General features: G+C 35.7%; 16 protein-coding genes. 3 read left to right on the top strand and 13 right to left on the bottom strand.

What is annotated here, in order from left to right; genetic code table 11:
- Window positions 1-449: 449 nt before the first annotated feature.
- The 11 genes from HAV12_RS17315 to HAV12_RS17265 form a co-directional block, all read right to left on the bottom strand.
- The gene (locus HAV12_RS17315; RefSeq protein ID WP_171570765.1) at window positions 450-812 is read right to left on the bottom strand and encodes a hypothetical protein; all 363 of its coding nucleotides are present in this window, start codon (window positions 810-812) and stop codon (window positions 450-452) included.
- Window positions 813-834: 22 nt separating this feature from the next.
- Window positions 835-1215: a hypothetical protein gene (locus HAV12_RS17310; protein ID WP_171570764.1), complete on the bottom strand. Its 381-nt coding sequence runs from the start codon at window positions 1213-1215 to the stop codon at window positions 835-837.
- A gap of 35 nt (window positions 1216-1250) precedes the next feature.
- A complete protein-coding gene (locus tag HAV12_RS17305; RefSeq protein WP_132035753.1) occupies window positions 1251-1535 on the bottom strand; it encodes a YtxH domain-containing protein in 285 nt (94 codons plus the stop codon).
- Between the two features lie 47 nt (window positions 1536-1582).
- A complete protein-coding gene (locus HAV12_RS17300; protein WP_171570763.1) occupies window positions 1583-1735 on the bottom strand; it encodes a lmo0937 family membrane protein in 153 nt (50 codons plus the stop codon).
- Window positions 1736-1781: 46 nt separating this feature from the next.
- Window positions 1782-2429, bottom strand: a complete 648-nt coding sequence (locus HAV12_RS17295; protein ID WP_171570762.1) for a porin family protein — start codon at window positions 2427-2429, stop codon at window positions 1782-1784.
- A 43-nt stretch (window positions 2430-2472) separates the two neighbouring features.
- On the bottom strand, window positions 2473-3042 hold the full coding sequence (locus HAV12_RS17290; protein ID WP_171570761.1) for a DUF4142 domain-containing protein: 570 nt from the start codon (window positions 3040-3042) through the stop codon (window positions 2473-2475).
- A gap of 135 nt (window positions 3043-3177) precedes the next feature.
- On the bottom strand, window positions 3178-4962 hold the full coding sequence (locus tag HAV12_RS17285; RefSeq protein WP_171570760.1) for a CHASE3 domain-containing protein: 1785 nt from the start codon (window positions 4960-4962) through the stop codon (window positions 3178-3180).
- Window positions 4963-4971: 9 nt separating this feature from the next.
- Window positions 4972-5421, bottom strand: a complete 450-nt coding sequence (locus HAV12_RS17280; RefSeq protein ID WP_127336991.1) for a response regulator — start codon at window positions 5419-5421, stop codon at window positions 4972-4974.
- Window positions 5422-5443: 22 nt separating this feature from the next.
- Window positions 5444-5995, bottom strand: a complete 552-nt coding sequence (locus HAV12_RS17275; protein WP_132035739.1) for an AraC family transcriptional regulator — start codon at window positions 5993-5995, stop codon at window positions 5444-5446.
- Window positions 5996-6155: 160 nt separating this feature from the next.
- Window positions 6156-6341 carry a CsbD family protein gene (locus tag HAV12_RS17270; RefSeq protein WP_132035736.1) on the bottom strand — a complete coding sequence of 62 codons (186 nt, stop codon included), beginning with the start codon at window positions 6339-6341 and terminating at the stop codon, window positions 6156-6158.
- 104 nt (window positions 6342-6445) lie between these two features.
- Window positions 6446-6919: a Dps family protein gene (locus tag HAV12_RS17265; protein ID WP_171570759.1), complete on the bottom strand. Its 474-nt coding sequence runs from the start codon at window positions 6917-6919 to the stop codon at window positions 6446-6448.
- Between the two features lie 161 nt (window positions 6920-7080).
- On the opposite strand from HAV12_RS17265, the gene HAV12_RS17260 reads away from it, so the two are divergent.
- The 3 genes from HAV12_RS17260 (at window position 7081) to HAV12_RS17250 (ending at window position 11162) form a co-directional block, all read left to right on the top strand.
- Window positions 7081-9264 carry a DUF5723 family protein gene (locus HAV12_RS17260; protein ID WP_171570758.1) on the top strand — a complete coding sequence of 728 codons (2184 nt, stop codon included), beginning with the start codon at window positions 7081-7083 and terminating at the stop codon, window positions 9262-9264.
- 114 nt (window positions 9265-9378) lie between these two features.
- On the top strand, window positions 9379-10197 hold the full coding sequence (gene pyrF / locus HAV12_RS17255; protein ID WP_132035728.1) for an orotidine-5'-phosphate decarboxylase: 819 nt from the start codon (window positions 9379-9381) through the stop codon (window positions 10195-10197).
- Between the two features lie 164 nt (window positions 10198-10361).
- Window positions 10362-11162 (top strand): ABC transporter substrate-binding protein, encoded by an 801-nt coding sequence (locus HAV12_RS17250; RefSeq protein ID WP_171570757.1) that lies wholly within the window; start codon window positions 10362-10364, stop codon window positions 11160-11162.
- On the opposite strand, the gene HAV12_RS17245 is transcribed toward HAV12_RS17250, so the two are convergent.
- A complete protein-coding gene (locus tag HAV12_RS17245; protein ID WP_171570756.1) occupies window positions 11159-12079 on the bottom strand; it encodes an AraC family transcriptional regulator in 921 nt (306 codons plus the stop codon). The two genes, HAV12_RS17250 and HAV12_RS17245, sit on opposite strands and share 4 nt — an antisense overlap.
- Window positions 12080-12155: 76 nt before the next feature.
- A complete protein-coding gene (locus HAV12_RS17240) occupies window positions 12156-13166 on the bottom strand; it encodes an aldo/keto reductase (protein WP_171570755.1) in 1011 nt (336 codons plus the stop codon).
- Window positions 13167-13359 lie beyond the last annotated feature (193 nt).

Genomic DNA, 13359 nt, shown 5'->3' with positions numbered 1-13359 from the left:
ATAAAAAGAGAGAGATTATTTCATTTGTGAAATAATCTCTCTCTTTTTATTTAAATTGTCCCTTTGTTACTTTGAACCTCTGCACCTTTGCCCCTTAAAAAAAAACAAAAAAGAGACTGCCTCAAATGAAACAATCTCTTTTTCTTATTTCCCCTAAAAAACCTCTGTACCTTTGGACCTCTGCGCCTCTGCGCCTAAAAAACTCAGCACCTAAGCGTCTTAGTACCTCAGCACCTTTAAAGTTAACCAGAAGAAAAAAAATATAGTGAAGGATATTAACTGTTTAACCGTTTGTTTGAGAAACGTATAAAGCGAGTTAGATACCTAAAAATACTCTTGTAAATTCAAAACATTTATATAGGTTAGAGTACATGTACACACCGTTCTTTAATACTATTTCGCTTAACTTTTCCATAATACATAAATTTAAGTTTAGACAATACTCTTTGTTATGATTCGTGTTGTGATGATTCTTCTTTCGAATCGTCATGATGTGGTTGAGAAACTAAATTGGTTACAACAAGTTGTAAAACAGATCCCAGGATGCCTTTGAACATATTGTCGCTTTTTCCGACTACAAATCTTTTGGCCAGGTATCCGATTGCGATACTCATTGCAGATTGCGCCAGATGATTTTTAAAACCAACGGTTTCGTTGATTTCTTCAACAGTGTTTCGGATAAGGTTAAGAGGTTTCAGATTTTGTTTTATATCTTCAATCTCATCCTTTATCGAACACCATTCTTCGGTCTGTCGATTTTCCAATAGCTGAATCCTCTGATTTAATGTATCAATATTGTAAACAGTTTCCATAACAGTCTTTTTTAATTATCAATTAATTTAAATCAGGATTGACTTCTTTTTTAGTTTCTTTTAAAATGCTGGAAATAATCATATTTCCAATTGGTATTTTTATAAGACTGTATTGCGCTTTATGAATTATAATGGCGACAATCAGATAAAACAATGCTATTATAAAAAAACCGTAATAATACTCACCCAGTTCTTTTCCAATCCATAAACTAAGTCCGATATTCAGAAACAAGGTAAAAAATGCAACAACAGCTCCAACCGCTATTCTAGATGTTACTGTCGACAATGCGTCAGCGGCAGCCGATATGGTTTTGAGTTTAATTAACTCTAAACTCGTTTTTGCATAATCTTCTGCTTTTTCATAAAGATTCAGGTTCTCATTTGTTGTTGCATTTGTTTCCATGATAAAGGTATTTTAGGATTTAAAAATCTCACTTTTTAATAGTTCGTTTTTACAGTTTTTGCTTCCTCTTTAATAGAATTGAAGTCTTCTTTTGCAGCATTGAATTTTGCTTTTCCTTCGTCGATAATATCTTTACCGTTTGAAGTAATTGTGCTGATAATTCCGTCAACTTTTGTTTTTAGATTATCTCCGTAATCTTTAGATTTATCTGAGATTTTTTTTCTTGTATTTGAACCTTTGTCCGGTGCAAATAAAACACCTAAAAATGCTCCCGCCGCTGCGGCTCCTAAAATTCCTAAAAGTGTGCTACTAGTTTTCATAATATTTGATTTAATGGATTAATATAATTGATTTAATAAATGTTTTTTTAAATGCCACGACCTTTGATAAGTCTGAACAGAATTGCAATAATTGCAATGACTAATAAAATGTGGATAATGCTTCCAAGGCTGTAAACGAAGAACCCAAGGGCCCAAAGAATAACCAGGATTACTGCAATTGTGTATAATAAATTTGACATGGTGTTATTTTTATTTATGGTTAATGATTAATGATTAATTTGTTTCTTAGTTTAATCTATACGATAAGTATACCGTTAAATTGCTGTTTTTTGCATCAGGAAAAGTATAAGTAGTTCCTAAAACAGTTCTCTCTTTACCCACAGTTGTTAAACCGTAGTTGTAACGTACACCTATACTTATTGGGCTGAAGTCAACACCAACACCTGCAGCTATACCAGCGTCAAATTTGTTAAGATCATCAGTATCTATATCTTCGCTACCTTCGAAATCCCCGCTTCCTGTTACTTTAGAACTTACCAGGTATGAAGCATAACCACCGGCCTGAATGTTAAAGTTTTTAGTCACATTTACACGTACTAATAAAGGAAGTTCTATATAATTTAATTTGAATTTTGCATTTCCTTCTGCGAAAGCATTGTTGTATTTTAACTCTGAACCTTTGGTTGTAAATAAAAGTTCTGGCTGAATAGCGATAAAATCTGATATTGGTAATGTAGCATATACACCGGCATTAAAACCGTATAATACATTGTTGTCGTCAGGACCGTTGCTGTCATCATATAGGTTAGACATATTGAAACCACCTTTTACACCAAATTCTGTGGTTACATTTTCACTTTGTGCATGTAGCGCTCCAAATGCAGCTGTCATAAAAAGTGTTACGGCGAATAATAATTTTGATTGAATTTTCATAATTTTTAAATAATTTTAGTTAATAAATGGGCATTACGGGCTTTTAATTAATTTGTTCTCTAATTTGTGCTACTTCTCTAAGCAGCTGGTAACTCTCAGGCAAATACTGTAATACCAATTTTAAAATCATCCTATCATTTGTGTCTCTGGAAATCGATTCGAATAACTTAATTTGTTCTGCTAATGATGTTGCGACAGCATCGACATAAGCTTTATTTAAATTGTTGTCATTTTTTTCAATTTGTTCATATAAATCCCCTTTATTATCGGTATTTATACCTGCAACAACCACGAGCCTGTTATTGGCCATTCTCGTTACATCCTGTAACAAAAGATTTTGCTGATTTTGTAATCTCTTACCAATTTCCCCGATCTTACTTTCTGAACTTTCCTGTTGGGCAATCTGACTTTTCGCAATAATGGACTTACTAATATTTGCCGTCGCAATTAAAAAATAAGCTTCACTTTGTTCTTTGTCATTTTTTATAAAAACTTCGTTTTTTAAGCTGGTTTCTATCGGATTATTTTCTCTGCATGATGTACTGCATATTATAACGATCAATAAAAAAAGAACTCTCAAGATTTTTGTTTTTACTATGGGTTTTGCTTCCATCAATTACTTCATAAAGTATTACATTGCAAAGATGCTAACGAAATGAATATTTTACTTTACAGCATAAAAAAGAAACGTTATATAATTCCCATAATGGATTTATATAACGTTTTAAGGTGTGTTTTTTTGTAGGATTTACTCAGGGAGGAAAACGGTAAATTCTGAGCCTTTATCAGGTGTGCTGTCTGCTATAATGTAGCCCTTGTGATTGTCTGTTATTTTTTTACAGATGGCTAAACCAATTCCTGTTCCGGGATAATCTGTTTTGGAATGCAGACGTTGAAAGAGTACAAAAATGGTTTCTTTAAATTGTGGATCAAAACCCATTCCGTTATCCTTAAAAGTGATCTTATGAAATTTTCTGGTATTCTGATCCAGTAAACCGGGATAATCGGAAGAATTGATTTTTTCGCTTTCAATATGAATTTCAGGAATAGTATCCGGACGGCTGTATTTCAGGGAATTTCCGATCAGGTTTATAAAAAGCTGTTCGATCTGATAGGGAATAACAGACAGTTTAGGTAATTTAGAAACGGTGATTACCGCTTTTTTCTCGTCAATAATTTCCAGTAATTCCGATTTGGCGTTTTCGGCCAGTTCATTCAGATTGGACTTAATAAATTCTTTTTTGGTGGTGTTTGTTCTGGAGAATAAAAGCAAATCGTCAATTAAAACGCGCATTCTTTTGGCCGACACCTCAATTTTATAAAGATAATCTTTGGCACTGTCCGACATTCCTGCTTTTTCTGCCTCAGGAATTCGGGAAATGAAAGTCTGGATTTTTCGAAGCGGTTCCTGTAAATCATGACTTGCTACGTGATTGAAAGAAGCCAGTTCTTTATTGCTTTTTTCCAATTCATCATTACGTTCCTGAAGTTCTATATTCAATAAATGTTCATCCGTAATGTCAAAATTGATTCCGAGTAAAATTTTACTGCCTTGCTTGTCCGTTAGTAATTTTCCGGTTGATTTATAATATCTGATTTCACGATCGGCACGTAATACCTTATAATAGATAAAAGGTAAATGTTTTTTAGTGACAATCTCTTCCATAGAAGCAGCAATTGCTTCTTTGTCATCAGGATGTACAAAATCGAGAAAAGTTTCCTGAACGGGAACAAAAGCATTTGGCCGTACGCCCAGCAAACGATACTGGTTGTCGGAATAGTCAATTTTCTGGGTATCTAAATCCCATTGCCAGGTGCTGAATTTACCAATCGATTCGGATTCAGACATTAATCGGGAAGAGATCAGCAGTTTTTTATTAAAAACTTTAAGGCGCTGGATGTCTTTACTGATTTGTCGGTAGGCTAAGAGAATAAAAAGCAGGGCGGCAAGAAATAAGGAAATAGAGAAAACCGGACTCAGGGAAATCTCCTGATCATAAATTTTCAGTCTTCTGTCCAGGTATTTTTTTTCGATATCATTCATTTTATCGACCTGAAAACGAATGTTCTCCATCAGGATACGGCCACCAAACATATGATTGTCGAGTTTTCGCTTATCATATGTTTTGGGATCGCTGTATTTGAAGCAGTTTTCAAACGAAGTAAAACGCTGAATGATTAATTTGAATAATCTTCGAAGGTTTTCCTGTTGTACCGGATTATCGGCTGTAAGTTTTTTTAAAGTAATAAATGAAGTGTTGACCTTATCGCGCGAATAAATGTACGGAGCCAAAAAACGACTGTTGCGTGTTATGATATAACCGCGCTGTCCCGTTTCGGCATCTTTTATAGCTGACATTAATCTTTCTAACTGAATATTTATCTCATAGGTATGCATGGCCACCTTACTGGATGCATTCAGATCCTGGTTGTGCTTGTATCCAAGAGAAGAAAGAAATAACAGAATGAAAACTGCGATCACAAAAATAACTCTCAATGAGTTTGAAGAATTAAACTTGGGGAACAACTTCATGGGATGTTATTATTTTAGGCGCAACAAAAAGTTATCCCGGTTCAGACCGGAGGTGTGATAGTGCCAATTTAAGGTAACGACTTCATTAATAATTTTTTTCAGGGTATTAAAATCACTTGGTTTCTTGATATAAATATTGGCACCTTCAATAAAGGTGTCTTCTATATCTTCTTCTGAAGAGGAAGTAGAATAGATAGCAATAATTATATTTTTAAGATGCTCGGTTTTTTTGATTTCGATCAAACATTCTTTACCTGTTTTTTTTGGCATATTTAAATCCAGAAATAAAATATCCGGTAATTTAATATCCGGTGTCATCAGGTGTTCCATGAGCTGAAGACCGTCATGGACAAAAGTTACTTTGGTTTGAACTCTTACTTCTTCAAAGGCATCTTTAAAAAAAAGTCTGTCATCCTCATCGTCATCAGCGAGTAAAATGTGTAATGCGTTTTTTTGCATTGATTTTTCGGGTATTTGGGTTTTATTTTAAATTTTCTCTTCTCTTTTTAATAATCCTCTGAAAAGCCGATGGCGTTATTCCGGTGGTGTTTTTAAATTGTGTACTCAAATGGGCAACACTCGAGTAGTTCAGTAAAAAAGCAATTTCGGTCAGGCTCATTTCATTGACTAACATCAATTGTTTGGCTCTTTCTATTTTTTGTAAAATGATAAAATTCTCAATAGAGGAATAGGTTACTTCCGAAAATACATTCGATAGATAACCGTAACTGTGATTTAGTTTCTCTGCTAAAAAAACAGAACTCTTAAAGTTATTATTATCATCCATATAAACAAGTTCAATGATGGCATCCTTAATTTTCTGGACCAAAACACTTTTTTGATTTTCAACAACTTCAAAACCAAAAGGTGCCAGTTTGCTTTTTAAATTGTCAAGTCCTTCAATATCAAGGTTCTCATCCAATTCAATTTCGCCAAAGCCTAAGGTGCTGAAATTTAAGTTTTCTTCTTCCAGTTTTTCTTTCAGAAAAAGAGAACAAATCGTGTTGATATCGAACTTTATAAATAATTTCATAGGATTAAAATAGGGTTAAAGATAATTATTTTTTTTTTTGTTTTTACGGCTTATAGGTTTAAATATATTTATATTTTATGAAGTCATTATTTGACTTAACCAAAAAAATACCGTCTAAGGTTATAATTTAGACGGTATTTTCTCTGGGGTCAAAAAAGGTTTACAATTCTGATAACATTTGTTTAAACTCCTCTTTGGTTTTACCTAATTTTTGCTGCAGTTTTCCGTACATTTCGTCTTCTTTTCCTTCAGCATACATTAGATCATCATCTGTAAGATCGGCGTATTTTTGTTTCAATTTCCCTTTTAACTCGTTCCAGTTTCCTTTTATTTCTGTAGTATTCATGATATTTTGTTTTAATGATTAATAGTATTGTAAAATTGCAAATTAATCATCGGTTAGCTCTTATATCAATTTCTGAGAATGTTTTATAATTCACATTTGGTCTTTTAAGCCTGATAACGACGCAGGATCCAGGCCATTTTTTCGTGTTGCTGCAATAAACCGGTAATAAAATCGGCAGAACCTATGTCGTGATTGTCATTTTCAAAAGCCGGAATATACTCTCTGAATTCCGTTACCATTTGTTCGTGGTTTTCCAGCAATTCCTGCAGCATATGTTTTTGCGATGCATATTCTTGAGGGGATTCTTTCAGGGTTGAATTTTCAATAAATTCCTTCATTGTACCGATTGTTTTTTCACCCAGCTGACTGATACGCTCTGCTACTTCATCGATGTTGTTTTCTAAAAGCCTGTATTGGTCTTCAAACAATTTGTGCAGTTCCATAAAGCTGTTTCCTGAAATGTTCCAGTGAAATTTTCTGGTTTTCACGTATAATGTCATTTCGTTAGATAAAATCGTGGCTAATATGGTGGCACTTTTCTTTAAGTTTTTTGTTGTAATTCCAATGTTTGGGCTCATAATTGTTTGATTTCCGGTTCGTTCCAAAAATAGAATAGCGTTCCATTTTATTTCTTACATAATTTGTGGAAGATGTTACATGAATTCAATGTTTTGGTAACATCTTAATGAATCATTTATTGTAGTTTTGCCGCCGAATAAAACTAAAACCCAAAATTTGAATGAAAAAACAATTACTTATTTTATTACTTTTTACCGCCTCCCTTACCGTAAAAGCCCAATCCTACCTGGGTTATTTTCAGGACAATTACGCCGGTGTACAAAGTGTTCTATTTAATCCGGCTTCTATAGCCGATTCCCGTTTTAAAACGGATATTAATATATTTTCAGTAAGCGGATCGGTACAAAATGATTTGTATGGCGTTAATCTTTTTGATGTTTATAAAGATGGCTACGATTTAAATACCCAGGCCAAAAGAACTCCTTCTGATGCTAATAACGGTCAGGCTAATTTTGATGTTATGGGGCCTTCCTTTATGTTTAATATTGCTCCAAAACATACTCTGGCTGTATTTACAAGAGCCAGATCTGTAAGCAATGTCAGAAATGTAAACGGATATCTTATCGATCAGGTGAAAGACGGATTGGATCAATCCAGCAATTTTAACTACAATGCCGGGAATATAAACGGAGCTTCAAATACATGGGGCGAAGTTGGCATTTCTTATGCTGCCGTTTTATACCAGAAGAATCAGCATTTCCTGAAAGGGGGTTTAACGGCTAAGTATTTACAAGGCGGAGTAAACGGATATGTTCAGGGTAAAGATGTTAAAGTAACGTACGTTGAAAACACGACTAATCCGCAGGCGGGTGTTCTGGCATCGAGCGGCGAAATTACCATTGGGGCAAGCCAGGACTTTGAAGCCAACGAGGATTATGACTTTGATTCCGGTTCAAGAGGATTTGGTTTTGATTTCGGACTTGTGTACGAATGGAGACCTGATTATGAGCAATATGATTTAAGTAATGCCAAACCAGCCGATAATAATTTTAGGGACTTAAATAAATATAAAGTTCGTTTCGGATTGTCTGTTACAGACATTGGATCTATAGATTATAGAAATTCCAAACAGGATACCTATAATGTAACGGGTATTGTAACGCAACAGATGATTGATGATGCCGATAATTTATACGACTTTTTAAACGAGCATTATACAAAAACCTCAACTTCAAAAGGAGCGAAGACCAATTTGCCAACAGCGCTTCATGCAGATGTGGACTGGAATATGTACAAAAAATTCTATTTGAATCTGAATGGAGATATCAATATGGTGTCTGCCAACAAAGTAAACGCTTACGGTATTGCGGACAGAGTAAGCCTGACGCCGCGTTACGAGAGCAGATGGTTTAGTTATTATCTGCCAGTGACCTGGATGGAATATAGCGGAATGCAGGTTGGTTCCGGAATCAGAGTAGGAGCGTTCTTTATTGGTTCGGGTTCTATTGTGAGTAATTTAGTTTCTAAGGAATCTAAAGGAGCTGATTTTCATTTAGGAGTTAAGATTCCGGTATATGAAAAGAAATTTAAAGATACAGACGGAGACGGCGTTATCGATAAGGAAGATGCTTGTAAAAAAGTAGCCGGACCTGCAGAAAATAACGGTTGTCCTTGGCCGGATACGGATGGCGATAAAGTTTTTGATAAAGACGATGCCTGTCCTGATACAAAAGGTCCGGTAGAAAATAAAGGCTGTCCGTGGAAAGATACTGACGGAGATACTTTATTAGACAATGTTGATGCCTGTCCTGCAATTGCCGGTCCGGTAGAAAACAAAGGCTGCCCTTGGCCGGATACGGATAAAGACGGAGTTTTGGATAAAGACGATGCTTGTATCGATGTTCCGGGTCTGGCAGAAAACAAAGGTTGTCCGGTTTTAGATGCGGATAAAGATGGTATCAACGATAAGGAAGATGATTGTCCTTTATTGGCAGGTCCGATAGAAAACAAAGGTTGTCCGAAAGTTTCTAAAGCTACTTTAGAGCAATTGCGTGTAGAGGCAAAATCGATCTTTTTTACAACAGGAAAAGCGACTCTTAATGATGCCAGAAAAGGAGAAACATCAGGAAGATTAGACGCTATTAAAGAAATACTGAAAAATTATCCAAATGCTAAATTTGCGATCAACGGTCATACTGATAATGTTGGGAATGCAAAAGCCAATCAGAAATTATCGGAAGCCAGAGCAAAAGTAATTATGGATCTTCTGATTAGTAAAGGAGTAGATCCTGCTAATTTAACTTCTCAGGGATTTGGAGCTACAAAACCGGTTAAGTCAAACAAAACTGCTTCAGGAAGAGCTGAAAACAGAAGAACTGAAATTGTTTATTTAGGGAATTTGTAAACCTTACTGAATATAATACCAAAAAGCCATTCTTAATTGAGTGGCTTTTTTTATTTTTGCATACTTCTAAAAAAGAACTGCTTCTTACCAATCTGAAGGACTAAAAAATCAAGAATGACAACACAACAACTACACGAACAAATTCTTCTGAAAAAATCATTTTTATGCGTTGGACTGGATCCTGATTTAACGAAGATTCCACCTCATTTATTAGAAACCGAAGATCCTATTTTCGAATTCAATAAAGCCATAATCGATGCGACACACGATTTAACGGTGGGATACAAACCCAATACTGCTTTTTTTGAAGCGTATGGGATTAAAGGATGGCTTTCACTTCAGAAAACGATAAATTATATCAACGAAAAGTATCCTGATATTTTTACCATTGCCGATGCCAAACGCGGCGATATCGGAAACACTTCAAGCATGTATGCCAAAGCTTTTTTTGAAGATTTAAATTTTGACAGTGTAACCGTTGCACCTTATATGGGAAAAGATTCTGTAGAACCTTTCCTGGCTTTCGAGAATAAACATACGATTATGCTGGCGCTGACTTCAAACGAAGGTGCTTTCGATTTCCAGACCTTAACCACAAACGGAAAAGAACTGTACAAACAGGTTTTGGAAACTTCTAAAACATGGAAAAACAGCCAAAATCTAATGTATGTGGTAGGGGCTACCAAAGCCGAATACTTTGCAGATATCAGGAAAATTGTTCCGGACAGCTTCCTGCTGGTTCCCGGAATCGGTGCCCAGGGCGGAAGTTTATCGGAAGTTTGCAAATACGGAATGAATGATAAAATTGGTCTTTTGGTCAATTCTGCCAGAGCCATTATCTACGCTTCCAATGGAACTGATTTTGCAGCGAAAGCGAGAGAAGAAGCGTTGAAAGTACAACAGGAAATGGCATCGATTATTGGTGCTAAATAGTTTTTTTTGTTTAAGGTTTCAGGTTTCAGGTTGCTTTACTTTGAACATAATTTACACTAGGAATGCAAAGCAAAGCTTTGCGTTCCTAGTGTAAAACCTTGCGAACTTCGCGGTTAAATAACCTGAAACCTGAAACAAAGAAAACCTGAAACAAAAAAAAAGAAATGAAACAATTCGCAGATCAGCTTGGCACTTTGCATTCCTTTGAAACGGCACCAAAACGTATTATTTCTTTGGTTCCTTCCCAAACCGAATTATTATATGATTTAGGTTTAGAGGAAAAAATCATTGGCATAACCAAGTTCTGTGTGCATCCGTATCATTTAAAATCAACGAAGAAAGTGGTTGGCGGAACGAAGAAAATTCACTTTGAGAAAATAAAACTGTTACAGCCGGATATTATCATCTGTAATAAAGAAGAAAATACAGCTGAGATCGTAGCGCAGCTCAGTACCATCTGTCCGGTTTGGGTGACCAATATCGTAAGTCTCGAAGATAATTTTCAGATGATTTCAGATTTTGGACAAATCTTCAATTGCAGAACCGAAGCGCAAAAGTGGAACAACAAACTGGCTTTCGCCTTAAGCGATTTCAAAAAATACATAGCCGATATTCCGGTTAAAAAAGCAGCTTATTTTATCTGGAAAAATCCTTATATGGTGGCCGGAAAAGATACATATATCAATATGTTATTACAACTGAATCATTTTCAGAACATCTACGAAGACAAAGGACGCTATCCTGAAGTAGAACTCAAAAAGATGCGCCTGGAAGGCGATCCCGATTTGGTTTTTCTTTCGTCAGAACCTTATCCTTTTAAAGAAGAAGATGCTTTTGAAATAGGGCGTTTTACACATCACGCCAAAACAATCTTCGTAGACGGTGAAATGTTCTCCTGGCACGGAAGCCGGTTGCTAAAGGCTTTCCCGTATTTTAAATTACTGCACGAAAGATTAAAAAGTTAATTAAACGAACTTCTGAATTCTAAAGGCGAAAGATTGGTTTTGCTTTTGAATAATTTATTAAACGACTGCGGATATTCAAAACCCAATTGAAAAGCCGTTTCACTGACACTTAACGAAGTAGTGGTCAGCAGCTCTTTTGCTTTTGCTATAATTTTATCGTGAATATGGTGCTGTGTGCTCTGGCCTGTTAAGGAACGTAACATATCGCTTAAATAATTGGGGGACACATTCAACTCATCAGAGAGATACGCTACGGTGGGTAAACCTAATCTTTGTACTTTATCACTTTCAAAATAATCGGATAACAGATTTTCCAGTTTGCTTAAGAGCGAGTTATTGGCGTTTTTTCGGGTAATAAATTGTCGGTTGTAAAATCGGTTACAGTAATTAAGGAGCAATTCGATATGCGAAACCATCACATCCTGACTAAAGGCATCGATAGAAGAACGATATTCCTGCTCGATATTTTTCATAATTCCGGTAATCATGGTTTGTTCCTTTTCAGAAAGATGGAGTGCTTCACTCACGGCATAAGAAAAATAGCTGTACTCTTTTATCTTTTTCGCCAAAGCATAGTTTTGAATAAAATCGGGGTGAATGACCAACATGGCGCCATATACAGCACTGTCTGTGGTAACTTCGGTAGAAATTACTTGTCCCGGAGCCATAAAAGTCATTACTCCTTCATCAAAATCATAAAAATTTTGTCCGTATTTCATTTTTCCCGTAAAACCTTTTTTGATGCAGACGGTATAAAAAGAGTAGACCACACTTTTTAAATTATCATCAAAATGACAGGTAATCTTGCTCAAATCTACAAAACTTACTAAAGGATGTTCCGGTTTTGGAATTTTTAGCAGCGAATGCATTTCTGAAATCGAATGAATCGTATAGGGGGTGATGGCCTCTTTTTTCATAGCAAAATAGTTAAAGAAATAGGTGAAGAAATAATAAAGGAAAAGCTATCGTAAAGATAACTTTTCCTGATGATTTTTATTGATCAATTCCGGCCATATTGGCTTCGTCATATCTGGCGCCGGTTTGCGTACCAAGCGGAATAATATTTTCTAAACGTTTCATTTCATCTTCGGTCAGAACCATTTGGGCGGCAGCAATGTTTTGTTCGACGTATTTTACCCGTTTAGTTCCCGGAATTGCGAGGATATTTTTAGTAGCAATCCACGAAAGAGCAAGCTGAGAGGCTGTAATTTGTTTTTCATGCGCTAATTTTTGTATCTCGTTTACTAATTCAATGTTTTTCTGAAATTGCTCTCCCTGAAAACGCGGGATGCTTTTTCTGAAATCATTGTCAGGAAAATCATCCGGGCTTTTAATGTCTCCGGAAATAAAACCTCTTCCCAGCGGCGAATACGCTACAAATCCAATTCCTAATTCTTTCAGTGTATCCAGAATACCAAACTCCTCAACACTTCTTTCGAATAGAGAATATTCTGTTTGTACCGCTGTTAAAGGATGAATTTGATGTGCTTTACGAATCGTTTCCGATGAAACTTCAGAAAGTCCGATATACCCTATTTTACCTTCTTTTACCAAATCGGACATTGCTTCAACTGTTTCTTCAATCGGAGTATTAGGATCGAGGCGGTGTAAATAGTACAAATCGATATAGTCGGTTCCTAAGTTTTTCAGGGAACGTTCTACGGCTTTTTTCACATATTCTTTTTTACCATTAAATTGCCAGGTAAGTTGTTCGTTATCGTCAATTTCATACCCAAATTTTGTGGCGATGGTATAGGCGTTTCGATTGCCTTTTATGGCTTTTGCAATCAGTCTTTCGTTGTGTAGCGGACCATATAAATCTGCTGTATCGAGAAAAGTACCACCTAATTCGAGCGAACGGTGAATAGTGGCTATTGCTTCTGTTTCATCGGCTTTCCCGTAAATATCCATTCCGGCAATCTGCGTCATACCCATGCAGCCCAGACCAATATTAGGAACAATAAGGCCCTGATTTCCTAATTTAAATTTTTGTATTGTACTCATAATTGCTGTTTTAAATTTTTAGATCGAAAAGTAATACAGCAAAGATCTTACAACAATAGTTTTGTGAAGTATCTGAATCTCGTTTAGTTGTATCCAAAATGAGGAAAGTTGGATTGTGTATTGAACCGCAAGTCACGTAAAGGTTTTTTTTCATAGCAGGTTTTTTTTAAACGCAAAGCTATGTGATATAAAC

It is taken from the genome of Flavobacterium sp. CLA17 (assembly GCF_013112255.2).
GTDB classification, from domain to species: domain Bacteria; phylum Bacteroidota; class Bacteroidia; order Flavobacteriales; family Flavobacteriaceae; genus Flavobacterium; species Flavobacterium circumlabens.
This window is presented reverse-complemented; position numbering and strand designations above follow the sequence as displayed.

Bases quoted from the DNA above. Each gene is read 5' to 3' on its own strand.
- HAV12_RS17315 (WP_171570765.1), bottom strand. From the start codon at position 812: ATGGAAACTGTTTACAATATTGATACATTAAATCAGAGGATTCAGCTA.
- HAV12_RS17310 (WP_171570764.1), bottom strand. From the start codon at position 1,215: ATGGAAACAAATGCAACAACAAATGAGAACCTGAATCTTTATGAAAAA.
- HAV12_RS17305 (WP_132035753.1), bottom strand. From the start codon at position 1,535: ATGAAAACTAGTAGCACACTTTTAGGAATTTTAGGAGCCGCAGCGGCG.
- HAV12_RS17300 (WP_171570763.1), bottom strand. From the start codon at position 1,735: ATGTCAAATTTATTATACACAATTGCAGTAATCCTGGTTATTCTTTGG.
- HAV12_RS17295 (WP_171570762.1), bottom strand. From the start codon at position 2,429: ATGAAAATTCAATCAAAATTATTATTCGCCGTAACACTTTTTATGACA.
- HAV12_RS17290 (WP_171570761.1), bottom strand. From the start codon at position 3,042: ATGGAAGCAAAACCCATAGTAAAAACAAAAATCTTGAGAGTTCTTTTT.
- HAV12_RS17285 (WP_171570760.1), bottom strand. From the start codon at position 4,962: ATGAAGTTGTTCCCCAAGTTTAATTCTTCAAACTCATTGAGAGTTATT.
- HAV12_RS17280 (WP_127336991.1), bottom strand. From the start codon at position 5,421: ATGCAAAAAAACGCATTACACATTTTACTCGCTGATGACGATGAGGAT.
- HAV12_RS17275 (WP_132035739.1), bottom strand. From the start codon at position 5,995: ATGAAATTATTTATAAAGTTCGATATCAACACGATTTGTTCTCTTTTT.
- HAV12_RS17270 (WP_132035736.1), bottom strand. From the start codon at position 6,341: ATGAATACTACAGAAATAAAAGGAAACTGGAACGAGTTAAAAGGGAAA.
- HAV12_RS17265 (WP_171570759.1), bottom strand. From the start codon at position 6,919: ATGAGCCCAAACATTGGAATTACAACAAAAAACTTAAAGAAAAGTGCC.
- HAV12_RS17260 (WP_171570758.1), top strand. From the start codon at position 7,081: ATGAAAAAACAATTACTTATTTTATTACTTTTTACCGCCTCCCTTACC.
- pyrF (WP_132035728.1), top strand. From the start codon at position 9,379: ATGACAACACAACAACTACACGAACAAATTCTTCTGAAAAAATCATTT.
- HAV12_RS17250 (WP_171570757.1), top strand. From the start codon at position 10,362: ATGAAACAATTCGCAGATCAGCTTGGCACTTTGCATTCCTTTGAAACG.
- HAV12_RS17245 (WP_171570756.1), bottom strand. From the start codon at position 12,079: ATGAAAAAAGAGGCCATCACCCCCTATACGATTCATTCGATTTCAGAA.
- HAV12_RS17240 (WP_171570755.1), bottom strand. From the start codon at position 13,166: ATGAGTACAATACAAAAATTTAAATTAGGAAATCAGGGCCTTATTGTT.